Raw genomic sequence first — 21,148 nt, forward strand, 5'->3', positions numbered from 1 at the left:
CTGCTCGGCGCAGAGTACTTCGCGGCACCCGAGGACGGCGCGGACGGCGAGGAGTTCCGCTCCGCGTCCCGTGCCTCCGCCGCTGCCCTGGACCAGCGCGAGGACGTCGTCCGCTACAAGGACCGCTTCGCCCTGCGGATCACGGACCAGACCCCGCACGACGTCATGGTCCAGAACCTGCTCTTCCTGCGCGGGGTCCTGGACTCCGCGGGAGTCGACTACCTGCTGGTGCGGGGCAACGACGAGCGCCCCGTCATCGCGGTGGACCTCAAGGACCGGCCCCGGCTCCGGCAGGCCCTGGTGGACGCGGCCGTGGGCGAGCCCTACTACGTCAAGCCGATGGACACCAAGAAGAAGACCGTGCAGCTGCTGGCCGACGGCGAGCTGTCCTCCCGCCGCAACGCCCGGGTGCTGCGGCTGTTCCGGCCCCACTACTCCGCGGAGGCCCGGCTCTACTACGGCGCGGGCACGGGCGTGCAGGTGGAGCTCTGGGAGTTCGGGGAGGACGAGATCCGGCTGCCCATCGAGAACTCGCTGACCCGGCGCACCGTCCCGGTGGCCGAGGCCGTGCGCGGCACCGTGGAGCGCTTCGGTCTCACCTGGCCCACGATCGAGAACATGTTCGCCGACCACGCCATCGACATCGACTTCGCGGTCGACATGATCTTCTCGTGGGTGGACGGCTCCGACGAGGAGTACCGCAGGGTCCGGGCCTCGTACATGGCCGACGCCGTGGTGGGCGAGGGCGACGCGCACGAGGCCCGGTTCCGGCAGGTCGACGAGCTGAAGTACGCCCTGCGCTCGGTGCACATGTTCGCCCCCTGGGTGCGCAACATCTACATCGCCACCGACTCCCGGCCGCCGGCGTGGCTGGCCGAGCACCCGCGCGTGCGGGTCGTGCGCAGCGAGGAGTTCTTCGCGGACACCTCGGCCCTGCCGATCTACAACTCCCAGGCGGTGGAGGCGCAGCTGCACCACATCGAGGGGCTCTCGGAGCACTACCTGTACTCCAACGACGACATGTTCTTCGGCCGCCCGATCGGCCCGGCGCTGTTCTTCTCGCCCGGGGGGATCACGAAGTTCGTGGAGAACGAGACCCGCATCGGCCTGGGCGAGAACTCCGCCGAGCGCTCGGGCTTCGAGAACGCCGCCCGCGTCAACCGCCGGCTCCTGTGGGAGCGCTTCGGCCGGATCACCACCCGCCACCTGCAGCACTGCGCCGCGCCCCTGCGGCGCAGCGTGGTGGCCGAGATGGAGCGGGAGTTCCCCGCCGAGTTCGCCCGCACCGCGGCCAGCCGCTTCCGGGCGGCGGACAACATCTCGGTCACGAACTCGCTCTACCACTACTACGCGCTGCTGACCGGCCGGGCCGTGACCCAGGAGACGGCCCGCACCCAGTACGTGGACACCACCACGCGCTCCGGGCTGCAGCAGATGGAGAAGCTGCTCGGCCGGCGCAACCTGGACATGTTCTGCCTCAACGACGGCAGCTTCCCGGAGGTGCCCGCACCCGAGCGCGCCGAGCGGATGACGGATTTCCTCGAGCGCTACTACCCCATCAAGGCTCCCTGGGAGAAGTGACCGCAGGAGCGTCCGGGCCCCCCGCGGCCGGTGCCGGGATCCCGGCACCGGCCGCGGGCGTCACCGGGGCTCAGGCGCGCGGCCGGTCCCCGGGCCCGGGCTCGCCGTCGCCCCGGGTCCGCGGGTCGGGTCCGGCGTCGCCGTCGGACCGGAGATCACCGTCGCCCCGGGAGCGCGTGTCCGGTCCGGCGTCGCCGTCCTGCCAGGGGGCGTCGTCGGAACGGGTGTCCCGTTCGTGGCCGGTGCCGTCCTCGTGGCGGCCCCGCGGGGTGGCACCGGCCGTGGAGTCGTCCCCGTCCGGGGAAAGCGCCGCGGCGTCCCGGCGGTGGGTCTCCGCCTCCTGGCGCACCTTCTCGGCGTCCTCGGCCCGCCGCTGGGCGTCCTGCTCGAGGCGGTCGGCCTCGATCCGGGCCCGCTCGGCCTCGGCACGGGCCGCGTCGGCGTCCGCCTTGCGCTCACGGGCCGAGAGGTCCTCCTCCTCGCTGCGGGAGCGCAGCTCGGCGGCGCGCTCCTGGTTCTCCCGCCGTTGGGCGGCGTCGCGCTCCTTCTTCTTGCGGCTCCCGGCCAGCACGGCCAGGAGCACCACAGCCAGCACGACCACGGCCAGCACGATCCAGATCCAGGTTTCCATCGGATGTTCCTCCTCGGTAGGCCCCCACGTTCCTCAATAGAAGCAGAGCCGCACGGGTCCGGCCAGCAGTCCGGCGCAGCGGCGGGCAGCGGCGTGCCGGGCCGCCCCGTGGCCGCGTTCCCGGCGCCGCGGGCACCGGGCCGGGCCCGTGCCCGCCAAGGGACCGCGCCGAGCCCGGTCCGGGCCCGTCCGGGCTCGGCCCGGGAGTCGCCCCTGGTCAGAGAGCTCTTCGGCGGCACGCTCCCGGGCCGGTCCCGCGCCGTGCCGGGGCGGTCCCGCGGGCGGGACGCCGGAACGAGGCACGCGGGGCGCCGGGGTGCCGCGGGGAACGAGCGCGGCCGCGACCGAACATGACTTCGCGCGTCGGGGACGGCGGGCAGTGCCGTGTCCCGCCGGACGTGCTCCCCGCCCCGGCTGGGCGCGTTCCCCATGACTGAGCATTGATTTGCTTTACTTAATGCGTTCGTGCTCCGTCCGCCCTCCCGAGAGGACCCCGCCATGCGACTCAACCCTGCCGGCCCCCTGATCACCATCGCCGTCGGCCTGATCCTCTGGCTGGCGCTGCCGTCCGTCGTGGGCCCGGTCAACCTCGCACTGGCCGGCCAGATCATCTTCTGGGTCGGCGTCGCCTACCTCGCGCTGGTCCTGATCGCCGCCGCCGTGCCGTCCCGGCGCCGCTCCACCCGCAGCACCGTGGCGGATCCCGGCACCGGGGAGCGCATCGAGCGCTCCGAGACCGACCTCGGCTGAGGACTCCCGCAGCACTTGCCCGGTGCGCCCGCATGCCCCGCGCGCCCGCCCGTCCCGCCCGCACGGTGCGGGCGGGCGGGACCGGTGCGCGCAGCGCACCACGGCGGAGGGACGGCTCAGACCAGTGCGGGGGCCTTCCGCAGCGCCTCCTGCAGGGCGCCCAGGACGAGGGCCACCGATCCGGCGTGGGCGTTGGGGCCCATCAGGCCGATCCGCCACACCGTGTTCGCGTACTCCTTGACGCCCGCCCCGATCTCCACGGAGAAGTGCTCCAGCAGGTAGGACCGCACCCAGGCGGAGTCGACGCCCTCGGGAACCTTGACCGTGGTCAGCTCCGGCAGGCGGTGCCCCTCGGCGGCGAACAGCTCCAGACCCATGTCCTGCAGCCCCGCCTGGAGCGCGTCCCCGGCGGCCTGGTGGCGGGCCCAGACGTTCTCCAGACCCTCCTCGGCGATCCGGCGCAGCGCGGCGTCCAGGGACGCGATCATCGCCGTCGGCGCGGTGTGGTGGTAGGTGCGGGCGCCGCCCTGGGCCTCGCCCACGTAGCCGCCGAGCATGCCGAGGTCGAGGTACCAGGAGCGGGGGTGCTGCACCCGGCGCTCGAACGCGGCGTCCGAGATCGTGAACGGCGCCAGCCCCGGGGCGACCCCCAGGCACTTCTGGGTGCCCGCGTAGCCGAGGTCCACGCCCCAGTCGTCCGCGCGCAGCTCGATGCCGCCGATCGACGTGACCGCGTCCACGAGCAGCAGGGCGTCGCCCTTAAGCGCGCCCAGCGCGGCGATGTCGGAGCGCACGCCCGTGGAGGTCTCCGCGTGCACCGCCGCGATGATCTTGGGGGACGGGTGCGCCTCCGCGACGCGCTGCGGGTCGATCGGCTCCCCGTAGGGGAAGTCCACGCGCACCACCTCGGCGCCGCAGCGGGCCGCGACGTCGCACATCCGCTCGCCGAACAGCCCGTTGACGGCGACGACGACGACGTCGCCCTCCGCCACCGTGTTGACGAACGCCGCCTCCATGCCGGCGGAGCCCGTGGCGCTCAGCGGCAGGGTGCGCCGGTTGTCGGTGCCCCAGACCGTGCGCAGGCCGTCGCAGGCGCTGTCCATGATGTCGAGGAAGGCGGGATCCAGGTGGCCGAGCAGCGGGTGGCCCAGCGCCGCGGTGGCCTCCGGGTAGGGGTTGGACGGGCCGGGGCCGAACAGGTGTCGCTGGATCAGGGGCACGGTGCACTCCTCAGGGGAACGGGTGGACAGGTCCGCCGTCCAGCCTATGGCCTGCCGGGGCCGCACGCCGTCAGCGCACTGCCCCTCCGTCCGCCGCCGCGGGTTGCCGATGTCACCGGCGGCCGAGGCGGCGGAGCATCGTCCTGAGGCGGCGCTCCGGGGCGCCCTGCGGACCGGGGGCGCCGTCCGGGAGCGGGCGGCGGGGCTGATCGGCGATGGGGGACCAGGACGCGAACATCGCGCTGCCCTCGGTGGCCGTCATGCGGTTCTGGAGCGTGGGGCGCCCGGCGGGGCCCTGGACCACGCCGGTGCGCTTGTCGTAGGTGAAGCCGTCGTCGAGGACGATGTGCTCGTCCGTCTCGGCGACCACGGTGTACAGCACCACGTGCTCGCCCGAGTCCGCGCCGGGATGGACGGCGGCGCGCGCGCCGGGATGCGTGGCGCCTCCGTGGTTGAAGTCGAGCAGGTCGGCCATGGGAGGAGTGCCCTCCTGGGGAGTTCGGGGCCCGGGTCGCCGGTGCGGCACCGGCGCCCGGGCCGGGCCCGGTGGGGTGCGGTCCCGGTGGGGCGGGTGGGTGAGCTCCACTCTAGCGACCGGCCGCAGCACGCCCGGGCCCGCACCCTGCCGGGCAGGCCCCGGTCGCGCGCGGCAGGGTCCTCGCGGGTGTGGGCTCAGGGGCGCGGCGAGGTCGCGATCGGGCGGTGGGTCTCGTACATCCGCACCGCCACGACGAGCGCCGAGACGGCGCTGATGCCGGCGGCGGCCCACACGGCGGCGTGCAGGCCCAGCAGGTCGGCCACGATCCCGCCGAGGACGGCCCCGACCGCGTAGCCCAGGTCGCGCCAGACGCGATAGACGCCCACGGCCCGGCCGCGCCACATCGGGTGCGCCACGTCGCCGACCACCGCGAGCAGCGTCGGGTAGACCAGTGCGGTGCCGGCCCCCAGCAGCACGGTGCCGGCGGCCCAGCCGCCGAAGCCCTCCCCCAGGGCGATGAGCACCAGGGCGGAGGCCTGGACGGCCATTCCGGCGGTGATCAGGTGCTTGCGCCCGACGCGGTCCGACAGGGCGCCGGTGACCAGCTGCCCGATCCCCCACACCCCGGGGTAGAGGGCGAAGAGCAGCCCGATCTGTCCCACGGTCAGCTCGGCGGTGGCGAACAGCAGCGGGAACAGCCCCCAGGACAGCCCGAAGTTGAGGTTGTTGACCAGCCCCGCCTGGCTCGCCGAGGACAGCGCCGGCTCCTTGAGGCTGGTCTGGGCGATGATCTGGCGGTCGGTGAGCTCCCCGTGCAGGTGGTCGTGGAGGCCGTCGGCGCGGGGGGTGTGCCGGCCGGCGTCGAGCAGGGCGTGACCCCGGGTCTCCTTGACGAACACCCCGGACAGCAGCAGCGCCAGGGCGGTGTAGGCGATGCCCAGCAGGAACGGCGCCGGGCGCAGCCCGTACTGCTCGGCCAGGTACCCGGCCAGCAGGGAGGTCACGGCCACCGCACCGTAGCCGGCGGCCTCGTTGAGCCCCATGGCCAGCCCGCGCTGGGCCGGGCCCACGAGGTCGATCTTCATCACCACGGTCGTGGACCAGGTCAGGCCCTGGTTGATGCCCAGCAGCACGTTGGCCGCCACGACCCACCCCCAGTCCGGGGCGAAGATCAGCATCAGCGGCACGGGCACGGCGAACAGCCAGCCGACCAGCAGCACGGGCTTGCGCCCGTACCGGTCGGAGAAGGTGCCGGCGAACCAGTTGGCGATCGCCTTGGTGATCCCGAACGCGGCCACGTAGGTGAAGATGAAGGTGTAGCCGCTGAGCCCGAACTCGTCCTCGGCCAGCAGCGGCAGCACGGTCTGCTGCTGGCCGACCATGCCGCCGACCAGGGCGTTGACCGCCACCAGCAGGGTGAACTGGGCGGCGTTGGCGCGCAGACCCAGGCGGAGGGGCCGGGAGGCCGTGGTGCGGGGGCTCGTGCGCCGGTTCATGACCGTTCCCTCTCGTGTCGTGGACCCGCCGGGCGGCGAGCGGGCCGGTGTTCCAGGGGGGAGCGTGGAACAATGCTTCCAACAGTGTTCCACAGATCTTTGGAGGACGGCATGGGGGACCCGGGCAAGAAGGCCGCGCTCTTCGAGCAGCTGGCCCGAGTGGGCAAGGCCCTGGGCAACGGGAAGCGGCTGGAGCTGCTGGACCTGCTGACCCAGGGCGAGCGCAGCGTGGAGAACCTCGCCGCGGCCGCAGGCCTGGGCCTGAGCACCGCCTCGGCGCACCTGCAAGTGCTCAAGCGGGCCGGGCTGGTGACCACCCGCCGGGACGGGACGAGGATCCACTACGACCTGGCGGGGCTGGACGTGGCACGCCTCTACGCGCAGCTGCGCACCGTGGCCGGCGACCGGCTGGCCGAGGTGGAACGCGCCCGCGAGGACTACCTCGGCACCGGCGGCGCCCTCGCCGGGGAGGACGCGGGCGGGCGGGAGGTGCGCCGGGACGAGCTGCTGGCCCGGGCGGAGGCCGGGGAGCTCACCGTCCTGGACGTCCGGCCGCCCGAGGAGTACGCCGCCGCCCACATCCCCGGGGCCGTCTCCATCCCGCTGGAGGAGCTGTCCGCGCGGCTGGCGGAGCTGCCGGACGGGCAGGAGGTCGTGGCGTACTGCCGCGGCGCCTGGTGCGTGCTCGCCCACGAGGCCGTGGACCTCCTGCGCGCCCGGGGACGCCGGGCCCGCCGGCTCGAGGACGGTCTGCTCGAGTGGCGCCTCGGCGGACTGCCCGTGGACACCGGCCGGGCCGCCTGAGGGCGGGCGGAGCCCCGCGGGCGACACCCCGCCCGGGAGCCGCTCCCCCCGCCGCCGCGGCCGTTGTGGTCCGGCAGACTCCTCGGTAGCCTCTGGACAAGCCCGCGGCGGGTCCGGATTCCCGGAGACCGCCCAGCAGGCGGAACCGCACCGTCGACCTCGCGGCGGCCGCCGTCGGCGCCCCACCCCGCCCCGGGCCGGGAGGCTCCGCGGCGGCCCCTGCGCCCGCACCGGGAGATCCGCATGGACACAGACCGCACGCCGCCTCCCGACGCCCGGGAGCTGCTGCTCGAGGCCATCGACCTGGCGGTGGGCAACGCGGCCGTCGACGGCGGCCCCTTCGGCGCCGTCGTCGTCGCCCCCGACGGCCGCCGCTTCCGCGGGGTCAACCGCGTCACGGCGGAGAACGACCCCACCGCCCACGCCGAGGTCATGGCGATCCGCACCGCCTGCCGCGAACTGGGCACCTTCGACCTCTCCGGCGCCACGCTCTACTCCAGCTGCGAGCCGTGCCCCATGTGCCTGTCGGCCTCCCTGTGGGCCCGGCTGGACGCCGTCTGGTACGCCGCGGACCGGCACGACGCGGCCTCCGGCGGCTTCGACGACGCCGAGTTCTACGAGTACTTCGCCAAGCCCGAGCACGAGCGGTCCCTGCAGGTGCTCCCCGTGGCCCTCGACGAGCGCACCGCGCCGTTCGAGGCATGGGCCCGCAACGCCGCGCGCACCGACTACTGAGCCGACGGAGCGCTTCCCAGCGGTCCCGCCCAGCACGGCAAGGTCACGACCGGGTGCTCATCCCTGCACGTCGGGGCCGGGTTCCGGACGGACGGTGAGCTGCCTTACTTCGTCAAGCACCCCCACGGGGCCTTCCTTCGAGCCACAATGGGGCAAGTCTGGTCAGAGGCGTCCGAGGGGAACCACCATGGAATCGTCCAGGAACGTCCGGGCCCGGCGCAGGAACCTTGCCGCGCTGGCCGTCACCGCCCTGCTGGCCGGCGGATGCGGGCCGGGAGGCTCGACTCCGGAGGAGCAGGTGGACCAGGCCGGCGGGGGCGCGTCGACCGGCACCGGTGCCCCCGCCGGAGCCACCGGCATCCCGCATCACGAGGAGGGAGGACTGACCGTGTCCGGTCAGCTCCCGCAGGGCGACCAGCACCCGCCCGATCTCACCACACAGCAGATGCACGCGCTCGGCGACACCTCGGTCTTCGCGATCCAAGGACGCCGGCCCGACGAGTACCTGGGAATGGGCACCGGCTTCGTCGTGGACAAGGACGCGGGGATGGCGGTGACCAACGCGCACGTCGTCCAGGGCCTCGCCGCGATCTCGGGGCGGTTCAACACCGGGCAGAAGGCGTCCCTGCACGTCATCGCCGTGGATCCGTGCACCGATCTGGCGGTGGTCCACTTCTCCTCCCCGCTGCCCGAGCAGACCCACCCGCTCGTCATCGGCAGCTCGGACACCGTCACGCCCGGGGACACCGTCACCGCGCTCGGCTACTCGACGGCGCCGGCCGACGACCCCTCCGGCCAGAAGCTCCTCATCGCCTCGGGGCTCGTCAACGCGACCAAGGTGCCGGCGCGGCCCCACGGCGCCCCCGAGTACAAGGACACGATCCAGCACGGGGCCACCATCAATCCCGGCAGCTCCGGCGGGCCCCTGCTGGACCACCACGGCCGGGTCGTCGGCATCAACACCTCGACCAGGTTCGGCAGCCGGGACTCCGCGGAGGAGGGTCAGTTCTACTCCATCTCGATCGACGCGGCCCGGCCGGAGATCGTCGACAAGCTGCTCAAGGGACAGTCGCAGAACGACATGGGATGGGCCGTGGAGGAGTACTACCCCGGCTACTTCACCGCCCTGGATCCCGCCGGCGGCCCCGAGCTCGACGCGAGGATGGCGCGCAGCGGCATCGAGGGCGGCCTGTACGTCAAGGCCGTCACCCCCGGCTCGGGGGCCAGCAAGGCGGGCATCAGGCCGGGCATGCTGGTCACGAAGATCCAGAACACGTCCACCGACACCGTGGCGGAGATGTGCGCGATCGTGGAGTCGGTGCTTCCCGGCACGGTCGCGGCCGTCGAGGGGCGCTACCTCCTCTCCGATCCCGAGCGCTTCGACACCCAGTTCTACAAGGAGTTCACCCTGCCCGGCCCGCACTGAGCCGGAGCCGGGCGCTGTCTACTGCGCGACCCAGAGGGTGACGGTCGAGTTCTGCTGCACCGGGGTCCCCTCGACCGGGTCCGTGCGGATGACCTCGCCCGGCGGCCGGTCCGTGCCGGTCACGGGGACGACCGTGACCTGCACTCCGCTGGCCCTGATCCGGTCGATGACGGGCTGTGCCGGGAGTCCCACCATGTTCCGGGGCAGGTTCACCACTTCGGGATCGGAGTCGGATCCGGGCGCACCGCTCGCGGGATCCCCCGGCGCGCTCCCGGTCTGGGCCTCGTCCTCGGGAACCTGGAGCCCCTCTGCCAGGCCGCGCGGTCCCGTCGAGTGGACCACCGTGATCACGGAGTCCCGCTCCACCCTGCCGGCGGGATCCAGCGAGAGCACCGTGCCCTCCGCCGTCCCGTGCGGCTCGCCGAGCACTCGCACGCCGAGGCCGAGGTCGCCGAGCTCCTGGACCACTTCGTCCACCGGTCGGTCGAGGTAGGCGGCAGGTTCCACCTCGACCGTGCCGATCCGGGCGGAGACCGCCCACACGAGCGCGCCGGCCAGGAGGAGCACCAGCGGAGCCAGCCACCGCGCCCGCACGCGCCGCCGCCGGCGCGGAGCAGCGGGCCGGCGCGGAGCCGCGGGTCGGGCCGCCGGAGTGGACTGCTCCGCCACCGGATGAGGCGGTTCCGCCACCGGAACAGGCGGCTGCACCGCCGGGTCAGGACGTCCCACCTCCGGACCGGGCGGCTCCACCGCCGATTTGGCAGGATCAGCCGCCGGCTCGACGGCCTGGGACGCAGGTCCCGCCTCGGGCGGAGGAGGGCCCGGTTCCTCCGCGGTGCCGACGGGGACCGCTCCGGCGGTCGCGCCGGGCGCGGTCGGCGAGCCGTGCCGGCGCTCCGGGGCCTGCCTCGCGTTCTGCTTCGGCTCCCGGCGTCTGCGGATGTTGAACAGGCGGGTCTCGCGGCCCCTCAGGTACAGGACGGGGGTGATCCACTCGAGGGTGTGGCCGTTCATGCCCAGGATGGAGACGCGTCCGCTGCGCACGGCCTGGTCCACCGACCTCCCGGCCGCGACAGCGGAGTAGAAGCCCCGGGCGAAGGCCGCGGCCGCAGGGTCGGTGATCTCGAACTGCATGGCCACCACCGCGCTCACACCCCCGCGCACCAGCGCGGAGGCCGTGCCCGAGAACAGGTCCACCGACCCGGAGACAGCCGACTGGCACGAGTTGAGCACCACCAGCCGCGGCATCGGGGTCGCCTCGTGCAGGAGGTCCGCGAAGCGGCTGGCCTCCACGTGGTGCGCCCTCCCGTCGTTGCCCACGAGCGCCAGCACGCCCTCGTCCAGCTCCGCGTCGAAGTCCCCGTGCCCGATGAAGTGCACGACGTGCCACTCGTGGCCCAGGAGCATGTCGTGCACGCCGTCCCAGGTGGCGTCCCGCACCCACTCCAGTTCGACCTGCCCCCGCTCGACGGGCTCGCCGAGCGCCTGGGCGAGATACCGTTCCTCGGCCTCCACGTCGAGGGCCGCGAGCCCCCGGGGAGAGGCCGTGATCCCCAGGATCCGCACGGGCTGCTGGACCCGCAGCGGCGGCGGGGCGGCCGCGACGGGCACGTGGCGCACCAGGGGCTCGATGCGGGCCACGTAGGTGCCGGCCTGGGCGTCGTACATGGCCTCCCAGGGCAGCGGCGTCAGCTCCGGCGCGGCCAGCCGCAGCACCAGGCGCAGCGGTTCGCCGCGCTCGGCCGCGACGTCCACGCTGGACCGGTAGCGGGCCCCGATCGCGGGATGCCCCAGCAGCACGTCGAAGAGGTCCTGCCCCACCTCCCGGACCGTCGACTCGGGACCGGCGATCAGCCGGCGGGTGCTGACTGCCGACGCGAGGAGCGCATCCTGCCAGTGGTCCCGCCCGCGCATCAGCCGCTCGCAGTCGATCGCCACGGTGGCGGAGGCCTCGCCCACCGGGGAGTGGACGATCTCGACGTCGTAGAGCCCCGGCTGCGTGGAGCGGACGACGGACAGTTCCAGCACGCTCACGGTTCCTCCACCTCACCGTCTCGGGCCCGACGGCCCTCGTCCAGGCGCACGGCGGACCGTCGGACGGTCGTCCCCCTCATTCCGTGCGCGCGTCCTCCCAGGTGAGCTTGACCGTGAAGTTCGCGGTACCCCCCGTCTTCGCGATGAAGGCACCGGCCTCCGCATGCAGGTCCACCCCGAACTCCACGGACACTCCCGACGGGCGGTGCGCCAGGGAGACCAACTGGTCGATCAGGGCCTGGACCGCGGGCTGGATGTGCCCCACCGCCTCCTCGAACGAGCGCTGGGCCTCCTGGACCACGCTCCCGCGGTGACCGCCCCGGGTGACCGGTTCCCCGGATCGCGCGGTGGTCTCCACGAGGACGCTGCGCCCGTCCGCGGTGGGAAAACTGACGATGTCGCCCATGGTGCCGCCTCTCCCTCGCCCCGCACCGCACCGCAAGCCCACTGTGCTCCCCTCGCTCGGCCGCTGGCAAGGGAGAACATCCGGATCGACGGTCGGAGACGGAATGAGACGAGCGCCGGCCCGGAGTCTCGGAGCAGGCGGCGTCCCCCGACGCCACAGCGGCCGGGTCCCGCCGGACCCTCCCCGACCCGCCGGCGTCACCCGCTCTCCCGGCGAGCGTCGCCCCACGTCGCAACGGCCCCGGCCCCGACTGTGAGCCGCCTTACGAAATGCGGAACACCGGTCTACGAGTCAGTAACCTTGCGGTGACGAGTTCCGGCCGGCTCACGGGTCCGATGTGCGATGCACGTGGGGGGACACCGGAGCACAGCCGGCCGGACTCTCCGGGCGCCGCCCCCGTGAGACCTCCCCGGGGGCGGCGCCCCGTCCGCCCGTCGCACCCCGGGCACGACTCCGGGCGGCCGCCGGAAAAGAACTCCTCCCGGACGCGGAATTCGCAGAAGCACTTCCCTGCGGGATCTCGACCCCCTCTCTGACCATAAGTAGGCTGTGTTCTGCGTCACGTCCCAGCCCGTCACTCCCGTCGAGAGGCCGATCCCGTGAAGAAGTCCGCTCTGCTCGCAGCACCCGCCCTGGCCATGGCCGTGGCAGCCCTTCCCGCGACCCCGGCCGCGGCGGCCGACAGCTGGTCCTTCCAGGCCGAGCTCGCGCCCGTCAACAACAGCACCGCCGCCGGCAGCGCCGTCGTCGACGTCACGGGCCAGGAGGCCACGGTGACCGTCGAGGTCGCCGGCGCTCCCGCCCTGTTCCAGGGCGCACCGTATCCGCACGCCCAGCACATCCACATCGGGGGCCAGGGGGTGTGCGCTCCTCCGACGGCCGACGCCGACGGGGACGGCGCGGTCAGCTCCATGGAGGGAGAGCCCTGGACGGGGGCGATCGGCGTCTCGCTGACCACCGCGGGCGACACGACGCCGGCGTCCGCCGTGGCGGTCGACCGGTTCCCGGCCGGTGCCGCCTACACCTACCAGCGGACCGTCCCGGTGGACGCCGCGACGCTCGAGGCCCTGCAGAGCGGCACCGCCGTGGTGAACGTGCACGGCGCGGATCCGGCGGCCCTCTCCGCCGCGGCGCAGGCGAAGGTCAACCCGATGGCCCCGGACCTGCCCCTCGCCTCGGACGTCCCGATCGCCTGTGGTGTCCTCGCCGGCTCCCAGATGGCGGTGCCGGAGGGTCCTGCGGACACGGGGGTGGAGACCGCCGGCACCGGCTCGGCCACGAACGGGCTGGTCGGCACCGCCGTGCTCGGCGTGCTCGTGCTGGGGGCCGCCGCCGCGGGCCTGCGCCGCCGGGCGGCCGGCGGACGCTGACCGGCGGCCACCGGATGGCACGGCACCGCCGCGAGACCCGCCACCTCGGCACGGGGATGGCGGGTCTCGCCGCGGTCCTCGCCCTGTGGTGCAGCGGGGACAGCCCGGCGACGCAGCAGGTGCCGGCGGCGCGCGGATCGGTCTCGGACCATGTCGTGCCCCTCACCACGGGCGCCCTGCGGGCACCGCCGCCGGCCGCCGGCAGCAGCGCGCCGGCGTCCGGGAGCGCCGGCGCCGCCGCGCTTGCCGCGCCGGAGCCGACGCGCCTCTCGGTGGAGCGCATCGGCCTGGACGACGAGCTCATGGAGCTGGGTCTGCGCCCGGACCGCAGCCTGGAGGTCCCGCCGGAGGGCCCCGGCGCACCGGCGGGCTGGTACCGGCACTCGCCGGTCCCGGGCGAGACGGGCCCGTCCGTGCTGCTGGGCCACGTCAACGCCACCGGGGGCGGTCCGGGCGTCTTCGCCGAACTGCACCGGCTGGGCCCCGGGGACCGGATCACCGTGACCCGCGAGGACGGTTCCGCGGTGGTCTTCGCCGTGGACGCCGTCGAACGGCACGAGAAGGACGAGTTCCCCACGCTGCGCGTCTACGGCAACACGGCCGGCCCGGAGCTGCGCCTGATCACCTGCGACGGCTACGACCCGGCGACCGGTTCCTTCGAGGAGAACCTGGTCGTCCACGCGTCCCTGCTCCACGGCTGAGGGCCCGGGCGCCTCCGTGCAGGGCGACGGCCCCGGACCGGGGTCCGGGGCCGTCGCCCTGCGCGGGGTGAGCTGCTAGATCAGCTCGTCCGTGAGCCGGTGGGGCGTGCCGAAGCGGTGGGCGGTGATGCTGATCGCCTGCTCGTGCAGGAACGGCAGCATCTCGACCCGGCCGGCCCCGGTGACGGGGTGGGCGTAGACGGCGAGGTCCGGGCGCGAGCCCGTCGCGGCGATGAACGCCGCACGGTCCCCGCCGATCAGCCGGACCCGGCCGCCGCCGAGGGCCGGGGCGCCGGCCAGCCACGCGGCGTCGTCCTCCACCTGCACGGGCACGCCGCGGTCGGTGAGCACGGCACGCACCGGGGCGGGCAGCTCGCGCGCCGAGGAGACGGTCAGGTCGGAGCCCGCCCGCAGTCCGGCGGCGACGACGCGCAGCAGGTCGGCCAGCGGCTCGCCCTCGGACAGGCGCACCGTCACGGGCAGGGGCAGGTAGCGGAAGACGTTGCGCTCGGCGTAGAGGCCGGTGACGTCCTTGGCCACGCCGAACTCCTCGGCCCAGGCGGCCTCGTCGCTGCGCAGCGCCTGCTCGAGGCTCTCCGCCTCGGCCGGCTCGAGCTCCGCCGTCCCCGACTGCGCGGCCTGCAGCAGCTCGACGACGGCCGCGTCGACCACGGGCAGCCCCTCCCCGCGCAGCGGCGCCGGCTCCCACTCCCCCAGGCCCATGAGGTAGCTGGGACCGCCGGCCTTGGTGCCGGGGCCGACCGCCGACTTCTTCCAGCCGCCGAAGGGCTGGCGCTGGACGATGGCCCCGGTGATGTGGCGGTTGACGTAGAGGTTGCCGGCCTGGACGTGCTCGAGCCAGTAGGCGATGTCCTCCGGGTCCAGGGAGTGCAGCCCGGCCGTGAGCCCGTACTCCACCTCGTTCTGGATGGCCACGGCCTCCTCCAGGGTCTCGGCGGTCATCACGCCGAGCACCGGCCCGAAGTACTCGACCTGGTGGAACTCGGAGCCGCGCTGCACGCCCGTGCGCACGCCCGGGCTCCACAGCCGGCCGGTCCCGTCGAGCTGCTGCGGCTCGATCAGCCAGGACTGCCCCTCCTCCAGGGTGGTCAGGGCCTGGAGCAGCTTGCCCTCGGCGGGCTCGGTGAGCGGGCCCATCTGTGCGGCGGGGTTGGTGGGGTGGTCGACGGTCAGGGAGGTCACCGCGTCCACGAGCTGGTTGCGGAAGCGGCGGGACTGCGCCACGGAGCCGACGAGGATGACCAGGGACGCGGCCGAGCACTTCTGACCCGCGTGGCCGAACGCCGAGTAGGCGACGTCCTTGGCGGCGAGGTCGAAGTCCGCGCTGGGGGCGACGATCAGGGCGTTCTTCCCCGAGGTCTCCGCCAGCAGGGGCAGGTCGCTGCGGAACGAGCGGAAGAGCTCGGCCGTCTCGTAGGCGCCGGTGAGGATCAGCCGGTCCACCGAGGGGTGGGAGATCAGCTGGCGGCCGAGGGCGCGCTCCTCCAGGTCCACGAGGGCGAGCACGTCGCGGGACACCCCGGAGGCGTCCAGGGCCTCCCAGACGGCCTCGGCCACCACGGCGCCGCAGCGCTTGGTCGGACCGGCCGGCTTGAACACGACCGGCGAGCCGGCGGCGAGGGCGGCCAGCGCGGACCCGGCCGGGATGGCCACCGGGAAGTTCCACGGCGGGGTCACCACGGTGAGCCGGGAGGGGACGAAGGACGCGCCGTCGACCTCGTCCAGCTCCCGGGCGCGCTCGGCGTAGTAGTGGGCGAAGTCGATGGCCTCGCTGATCTCCGGGTCGGCCTGGTCGAGGGTCTTGCCGGCCTCCGCGGCCGCGACCTCGAGCAGCTCGGCGCGGCGGGAGGCCAGGGCCTCGCCGGTCCGGTGGAGCACCTCGGCCCGCTGGGCGCCGGTCAGCGCGGCCCAGCCGCGGCCGGCCTCGAGGGCCGCGTCGATGACGCGGTCGAGCTGCTCCTCCGTGCGCAGCGCCGCGGCCGTGACGGTGTCCGTGCCGGCCCGGGAGCCCGGGACGCGGTCGAGGATCGCCCGGCCCCAGTCCCGGTTGGCGGCCACGGCGGGATCGGTGTCCGGCGTGTTGGCGAACGCGTCGGTCGGGGCGGGCGCCTCCGGCAGGCTGCGGTCCTGGACCCGGTGGGGGGCGGGCACGGTGTCGTCGAGCCCGGCCAGGGAGGCCAGGAAGCGCTGCTTCTCGCGCTCGAAGAGCTCCTCGTTCTCGGCGAGCTCGAAGACCGCGGACATGAAGTTCTCCCGGGACGCCCCCTCCTCGAGGCGGCGGATCAGGTAGGCGATCGCCACGTCGAACTCGGCCGGGTGCACCACGGGGGTGTAGAGCAGCAGGGAGCCGACGTCGCGCTTGACGGCCTCGGCCTGGCCGGTCGCCATGCCCAGCAGCATCTCGAAGTCGACGGCCCCGGACACGCCGCGGTCGGCGGCCAGCAGCCAGGCGAAGGCGATGTCGAAGAGGTTGTGCCCGGCCACCCCGATGCGCACGGCGTCCGCGTGCTCGGGCTGCAGGGCGTAGTTGAGGACCCGCTTGTAGTGGGTGTCCGAGTCCTGCTTGGTGCCCCAGGTCGCCAGGGGCCAGTCGTGCAGGGAGGCCTCGACCTGCTCCATCGGCAGGTTCGCGCCCTTGACCACGCGCACCTTCACGGGGGCGCCGCCGGCGGCGCGGCGCGCCCGGGCCCACTCCTGCAGGCGGATCATCGCCGCGAGGGAGTCGGGCAGGTAGGTCTGCAGCACGATGCCGGCCTCGAGCTCCCGGAACCGGGGCTGATCGAGGATCCGGGTGAAGACCTCGAGGGTCATGTCGAGGTCCTTGTACTCCTCCATGTCCAGGTTGATGAACTTCGGCGTGGCGAAGGAGGCGGCCTGCGCGTACAGCGGGGTGAGCTTCTCGACGACCTCGGCGACGGCCTCGTCGAAGGCCCAGGCGGAGTGCGGGGCGACGGTGGAGGAGACCTTGATGGAGACGTAGTCGACGTCGGGGCGGGCCAGCAGGTCGTGGGTGCCCTGGAGCCGGCGGGCGGCCTCGCGGTCCCCGAGCACGGCCTCGCCCAGGAGGTTGACGTTGAGCCGGACGTCGTCCTTGCGGATCTTCGCGATCGACTTCCCGAGCTTCGCCTCGCTGGCGTCCACGATGAGGTGCCCGACCATCTCGCGCAGCGCCCTGCGGGCCGCCGGGATCACGAGCTGCGGGGCGACCGGGGCCAGGGCCCCGCCCGCGCGCACCGCGGTGCGCAGGTGCCAGGGCAGGAAGGCGGGGACCTTCGGCGCCAGCCGGGCCAGGTTGCGGGCGGCCACCCGGACGTCCTCGGGGCGGATGACGCCGTCCACGAACCCGACCGTGAAGTCCAGGCCGCTGGGATCCTTGAGCACCCCGGCCAGCTGCTCGCCCGAGGCGTCCTTGGGGAACTCCTCGGCCTCGGTGAGCCAGCGGCGCACCGTGGCCACGGCCTGCTCGGGGAGCGACGCGGGAACGGCGGCGTGGGGAAGGGTGCGACCGGTCGACGGATCCGCAGGGGTGGGAGCGGTCGCGGGGACGGGGATCGTGGTCATGGGTGGTACTCCCTGGGTTGGGCCGAAAGCACTGCGATGTTTCCACTATGCGGCCCGGGACGATTCGGATAAAGTGAATGTTTCCGCAGATCATTCATCAGCGGAACTGACCTTTTGGAGGTGGCGCCGTGCTGGACGTGCGCAAGCTGCGGCTGCTCCGGGAGCTCGCGCTGCGGGGCACCCTCGCAGAGGTCGCCACGGCCCTGAACTTCAGCCCCTCGGCGGTCTCCCAGCAGCTCTCCGCGCTGGAGAAGGAAGCCGGGGTGGCGCTGCTGTCCAAGGCCGGCCGGCGGGTCCAGCTCACGCCGCAGGCGGAGATCCTGGTGGCGCGCACCACCGAGCTGCTCGACGTCCTGGAGCGCACCGAGTCGGACCTGGCGGCGTCGCTGAGCACGGTCACCGGCACCGTGCGGGTCGCCGTGTTCCAGTCCGCGGCCCTGGCCCTGCTCCCCGAGGTGCTGGGCGCCATGCGCCGCGAGCACCCGGAGGTGCGGGTCGAGATGGTGCAGGCGGAGCCGGAGCGGGCGCTCTACGAGACGTGGACCCGGGAGTTCGACGTGGTCGTGGCCGAGCAGTACCCGAGCCACGCCGCCGCCCACCACCCCGACCTGGACCGGCGGCGGCTGATCACGGACGCCATCCGCCTGGCCGTTCCGCCCGGCCCCGAGCACGCGTCCGTCACGTCCCTGCGGGAGGCCCGGGAGCTGCCGTGGGTCATGGAGCCGCGCGGCGCCGCCTCCCGGCACTGGGGCGAGCAGCTGTGCCGGCGGGCGGGCTTCGAGCCCGACGTCCGGTTCTCGACGGCGGACCTGCAGGCGCAGACCCGGCTCGTGGAGTCCGGCAACGCCGTGGCGCTCATGCCGGACCTCATGTGGGCGGGCGGGGACTCGCCCTGCCGGCTGGTCGACCTGCCGACCGGGCCGCGGCGGACGGTGTTCACCTCGATCCGCGGGTCGAGCGCGCACCGCCCGGCGATCCTCGCGCTGCGGGCCGCCCTCGAGACGGTGGCCGCCGACCTGGCCGGGCGGATGGAGTGAGCCGGAAGCCGCGGGGCGGGCCGCTACGGGCGGACGGGCGCCCGCTCCGTGAGCGCCCCGCGCAGCCGGTCGTCCGCGACCTGCTCGAGCAGCCAGGGGCTGAGCAGGAACGGCGCGGCCGACGCGGCGGCGAACAGCTCCTCCGGGGCGATCCAGGCGACCTCCGCGACCTCCGCGGGCAGGGGCCGCGGCCGGCCGGTGGCCCGCGCCACGTAGACGGGGCAGAACTCGTTCTCCACGATCCCGGAGGCGTCCACCGCCCGGTAGCGGAAGTCGGGCAGCACCTCCCGCATCCCCGTCACCTCGAAGCCCAGCTCCTGGCCCGCCCGGCGGGCGATGGCCTCGACGAACCCCTCGCCCGGGCCCGGGTGGCCGCAGAAGCTGTTGGTCCACACCCCGGGCCAGGTCTTCTTCGCGAGCGCCCGGCGGGTCAGCAGCAGCCGTCCGGCGTCGTCGAGGACGTAGCACGAGACCGCGAGGTGCAGCGGGGTGTCTGTGGTGTGCACCCCGGCCTTGGGCGCGGTCCCGATGGGACGGTGCTCGTCGTCCAGGAGGACGACCTCTTCGGCTGCCATGGGCCTCGTTCCGGTCGGAGGGCGGTGACGTGCGCGTCCATTCTCGCAGGAACCGCGGGCCGGCGGAACGCGGGCCCGCGGAGTGGACAACGGGGCGCGGGCGGAGCACGATCGGGAACCATGCGACGACGTCGGCCCGCCCCCGCTCCCCTGCCGCTGCGGGACGGCGTGGACCCGGTCCGGGTCCGGCTGCCGGCCGGGGAGGCCGAGGTCCCCGGGACCGTCCGCGACTACCTGCTGAACCGGTTCCCCGCGTCCGCCCCGGAGCTCGAGGAGCTCTTCGCGCACGGCGGGATCGTCGACGACGCCGGACGGCCGCTCGCCCCCGGCGCCCCCTTCCGCCCCGGCGCCTCGGTCTGGTACCACCGTGCCCTGCCCGAGGAGCCGGAGCTGCCCGGGGACCTGCCGGTGCTGTTCGAGGACGAGTGGCTGCTGGCCGTCGACAAGCCGCACGGGCTGCCCACCACACCGCGCGGCGGGTTCGTGGCGCAGAGCGCGCTCGTGAAGCTGCGCCGCTCCCGCGGCGAGGACCGGCTCTCCCCGCTGCACCGGCTCGACCGCGGCACCGCCGGGGTCCTGCTGCTCTCGCGGGACCCCGCCACCCGCGGCCGGTTCCAGGGCCTCTTCCAGGCGCGGGCGGTGGGCAAGGAGTACGAGGCCGTGGCCGGGCACCGGCCCGGCCTGGGCCTGCCCCGCCTCGTCGAGTCCCGCATCGTCAAGGACCGCACGTCCCTGCAGGCGCAGGAGGTCCCGGGCCCCGTCAACGCGCGCACCGTGCTCGAGGCGGCCGGGCCGCCGTTCACGGACGCGGAGGGGACGTGGGCCCGCTACGCCGTCCGGCCCGAGACCGGGCGCACCCACCAGATCCGGGTGCACCTGGCCGGACTGGGCGTGCCCGTCCGGCACGACCCCCTGTACCCGGAGGTGCGGCCGGCCGGCGCGGAGGACCCGGACCGCCCGCTGCAGCTGCTGGCCCGGCGGATCGCCCTCGTCCACCCGGTGACCGGCGTGCCGCTCGTGCTCGAGAGCCGGCGCGCCCTCATGACCGGCGACGCCGCGTGAGCGCTCCGCGCGCCCCCCGGGCGGCCGGACGCGTCCCGGCCCCGGACGTGGCCCGGGGGCTCATGCTCTGGGTCATCGCGGTCGCCAACATCACCGTGTGGATCTGGGCGGCCGGACCCACCGACGGCCCCCGGGACCGGACCCTGGGGACCGGCGCCGGCACCGCGGGGTGGACGGCGGACGACGTCGTCAACATGGCCATGTCGATGCTGGTGGACGGCCGCGGCTTCCCCCTGTTCTCGTTCCTGGTGGGCTACGGCGTGGGCCAGATCGCCGCGCGGGAGGCGGCCCGCGGCACGCCCCTGCCCCTGGCGCGCCGGCTGCTGCTGCGCCGCTACGGGTGGCTGCTGCTCTTCGGGGCCCTGCACGCGTGCCTGCTCTTCCCCGGGGACATCATCACCGCCTACGCGTTCGGGGGGCTCTTCCTGGCCGTGCTGATCGCCGAGAGCACGCTCACCCTCGTGGTCCTCGCGGCCCTCGGCTCGGTCCTCATGGTCCTCTACGGCGCGGCGAGCTGGGCCGTGCGGACGCCGGGCACGCCGCCGTTCCCCAGCCTGGTGGCGGACTCCGTCCCGGAGCGGCTGGCGCTCGGGCTCGCCGAAGGACTCGGGGTGGTGTCCTTCGCCCCGCTCCAATTGCTGGGGCTGCTGCCCATGCTGCTGCTCGGCCTGGCCCTGAGCCGGTACCGGGTGCTCGAGGAGCCCGGTCCCCGCCGCGGCCGGCTGCTCGCCACCGCGCTGGCGGGCATCGGCCTCGGGCTGCTCACGGGCGCCGGCACCGGGCTCCTGACCACGGACCGGATCGAGCCCTCCGCCGTCGCGGGCTCCGTGCTCACCGGGGCGGACGCGGTGACGGGGGCCGCCCAGGGGATCGGCTACGCGCTCGTGGTGGCGCTGGTCTGCGACCGGGTGCTGCGCGGCGCCGGGGGCGCCGCGGCGGGGCCCCTCAGGGCGCGGGAGCACCCCGCGCTGTGGTCGCTGCAGGCCCTGGGCCGCCGGTCGATGAGCGGCTACCTCGCGCAGTCCGTGCTGTTCACCGTGCTGCTGCCCCCGTTCGCGCTGGGCCTGGGCCGTTCCCTGACGCCCACCGCCGCGCTGCTGCTCGGCTCCGCCGTGTGGCTGGCCACGCTCCTCGGTGCGGCCGTGCTGGAGCGGCACGGCCGGCCCGGACCGGCCGAGACCCTGCACCGGCGGCTCTTCCTCGGCCGGGCCCGGGACCGGGGCGTCCCGCCGCCCCCGGCGAGCGCCTAGGCTCGGTCGC

General features: G+C 74.5%; 18 protein-coding genes. 10 read left to right on the top strand and 8 right to left on the bottom strand.

Annotation, left to right across the window (positions count from 1 at the left end; genetic code table 11):
• Positions 1–1,581, top strand: coding sequence for a stealth family protein (locus tag RCG67_RS04710; protein WP_438612638.1), 1,581 nt, complete (start codon positions 1–3; stop codon positions 1,579–1,581).
• A 70-nt stretch (positions 1,582–1,651) separates the two neighbouring features.
• On the opposite strand, the gene RCG67_RS04715 is transcribed toward RCG67_RS04710, so the two are convergent.
• Positions 1,652–2,212 carry a hypothetical protein gene (locus RCG67_RS04715; protein ID WP_368825052.1) on the bottom strand — a complete coding sequence of 187 codons (561 nt, stop codon included), beginning with the start codon at positions 2,210–2,212 and terminating at the stop codon, positions 1,652–1,654.
• 498 nt (positions 2,213–2,710) lie between these two features.
• Between RCG67_RS04715 and RCG67_RS04720 the strand changes: the two genes are divergently transcribed.
• The gene (locus tag RCG67_RS04720; protein ID WP_368825053.1) at positions 2,711–2,962 is read left to right on the top strand and encodes a DUF6458 family protein; all 252 of its coding nucleotides are present in this window, start codon (positions 2,711–2,713) and stop codon (positions 2,960–2,962) included.
• Positions 2,963–3,078: 116 nt separating this feature from the next.
• Here RCG67_RS04720 and RCG67_RS04725 read toward each other — a convergent pair whose 3' ends face one another.
• The 3 genes from RCG67_RS04725 to RCG67_RS04735 form a co-directional block, all read right to left on the bottom strand.
• Positions 3,079–4,182, bottom strand: coding sequence for a pyridoxal-phosphate-dependent aminotransferase family protein (locus RCG67_RS04725; RefSeq protein ID WP_368825054.1), 1,104 nt, complete (start codon positions 4,180–4,182; stop codon positions 3,079–3,081).
• Between the two features lie 112 nt (positions 4,183–4,294).
• The gene (locus RCG67_RS04730; protein ID WP_368825055.1) at positions 4,295–4,657 is read right to left on the bottom strand and encodes a hypothetical protein; all 363 of its coding nucleotides are present in this window, start codon (positions 4,655–4,657) and stop codon (positions 4,295–4,297) included.
• Positions 4,658–4,854: 197 nt separating this feature from the next.
• Entirely contained in the window at positions 4,855–6,156 is a 1,302-nt protein-coding gene (locus tag RCG67_RS04735; protein ID WP_368825056.1) for an MFS transporter, read from the bottom strand.
• Positions 6,157–6,228: 72 nt separating this feature from the next.
• Here RCG67_RS04735 and RCG67_RS17610 point away from each other — a divergent pair, with 72 nt between their 5' ends.
• The 3 genes from RCG67_RS17610 (at position 6,229) to RCG67_RS04755 (ending at position 9,121) form a co-directional block, all read left to right on the top strand.
• Positions 6,229–6,960: an ArsR/SmtB family transcription factor gene (locus RCG67_RS17610; protein WP_438612635.1), complete on the top strand. Its 732-nt coding sequence runs from the start codon at positions 6,229–6,231 to the stop codon at positions 6,958–6,960.
• 243 nt (positions 6,961–7,203) lie between these two features.
• Positions 7,204–7,695, top strand: coding sequence for a nucleoside deaminase (locus RCG67_RS04750; RefSeq protein ID WP_368825057.1), 492 nt, complete (start codon positions 7,204–7,206; stop codon positions 7,693–7,695).
• Positions 7,696–7,882: 187 nt separating this feature from the next.
• Positions 7,883–9,121 carry a S1C family serine protease gene (locus RCG67_RS04755; protein ID WP_368825058.1) on the top strand — a complete coding sequence of 413 codons (1,239 nt, stop codon included), beginning with the start codon at positions 7,883–7,885 and terminating at the stop codon, positions 9,119–9,121.
• A gap of 18 nt (positions 9,122–9,139) precedes the next feature.
• Here RCG67_RS04755 and RCG67_RS04760 read toward each other — a convergent pair whose 3' ends face one another.
• Positions 9,140–11,155: a CHAT domain-containing protein gene (locus RCG67_RS04760; protein ID WP_368825059.1), complete on the bottom strand. Its 2,016-nt coding sequence runs from the start codon at positions 11,153–11,155 to the stop codon at positions 9,140–9,142.
• Positions 11,156–11,231: 76 nt separating this feature from the next.
• Positions 11,232–11,561, bottom strand: coding sequence for a CU044_2847 family protein (locus tag RCG67_RS04765; RefSeq protein ID WP_368825060.1), 330 nt, complete (start codon positions 11,559–11,561; stop codon positions 11,232–11,234).
• A gap of 599 nt (positions 11,562–12,160) precedes the next feature.
• On the opposite strand from RCG67_RS04765, the gene RCG67_RS04770 reads away from it, so the two are divergent.
• Together RCG67_RS04770 and RCG67_RS04775 are read left to right on the top strand one after the other, a co-directional pair.
• Positions 12,161–12,931, top strand: coding sequence for a hypothetical protein (locus RCG67_RS04770; RefSeq protein WP_368825061.1), 771 nt, complete (start codon positions 12,161–12,163; stop codon positions 12,929–12,931).
• A 14-nt stretch (positions 12,932–12,945) separates the two neighbouring features.
• On the top strand, positions 12,946–13,632 hold the full coding sequence (locus RCG67_RS04775) for a class F sortase (RefSeq protein WP_368825062.1): 687 nt from the start codon (positions 12,946–12,948) through the stop codon (positions 13,630–13,632).
• 75 nt (positions 13,633–13,707) lie between these two features.
• Here the strand turns inward: RCG67_RS04775 and RCG67_RS04780 are convergent, their stop codons facing one another.
• Complete coding sequence (locus RCG67_RS04780; protein WP_368825063.1) at positions 13,708–17,214, bottom strand: proline dehydrogenase family protein; 3,507 nt, start codon at positions 17,212–17,214, stop codon at positions 13,708–13,710.
• Positions 17,215–17,342: 128 nt separating this feature from the next.
• Here RCG67_RS04780 and RCG67_RS04785 point away from each other — a divergent pair, with 128 nt between their 5' ends.
• Positions 17,343–18,251 (top strand): LysR substrate-binding domain-containing protein, encoded by a 909-nt coding sequence (locus tag RCG67_RS04785; protein WP_368825064.1) that lies wholly within the window; start codon positions 17,343–17,345, stop codon positions 18,249–18,251.
• Positions 18,252–18,274: 23 nt separating this feature from the next.
• Here the strand turns inward: RCG67_RS04785 and idi are convergent, their stop codons facing one another.
• Positions 18,275–18,826 carry an isopentenyl-diphosphate Delta-isomerase gene (gene idi / locus RCG67_RS04790; protein WP_368825065.1) on the bottom strand — a complete coding sequence of 184 codons (552 nt, stop codon included), beginning with the start codon at positions 18,824–18,826 and terminating at the stop codon, positions 18,275–18,277.
• A 120-nt stretch (positions 18,827–18,946) separates the two neighbouring features.
• Here idi and RCG67_RS04795 point away from each other — a divergent pair, with 120 nt between their 5' ends.
• On the top strand, positions 18,947–19,888 hold the full coding sequence (locus RCG67_RS04795) for a pseudouridine synthase (protein ID WP_368825066.1): 942 nt from the start codon (positions 18,947–18,949) through the stop codon (positions 19,886–19,888).
• Positions 19,885–21,138, top strand: coding sequence for a DUF418 domain-containing protein (locus tag RCG67_RS04800; RefSeq protein ID WP_368825067.1), 1,254 nt, complete (start codon positions 19,885–19,887; stop codon positions 21,136–21,138). The genes RCG67_RS04795 and RCG67_RS04800 overlap by 4 nt, the downstream gene beginning before the upstream one ends.
• Positions 21,139–21,148: the final 10 nt, after the last annotated feature.

The sequence above is a fragment of the Kocuria cellulosilytica genome, from assembly GCF_040981245.1.
GTDB lineage: Bacteria > Actinomycetota > Actinomycetes > Actinomycetales > Micrococcaceae > Kocuria > Kocuria cellulosilytica.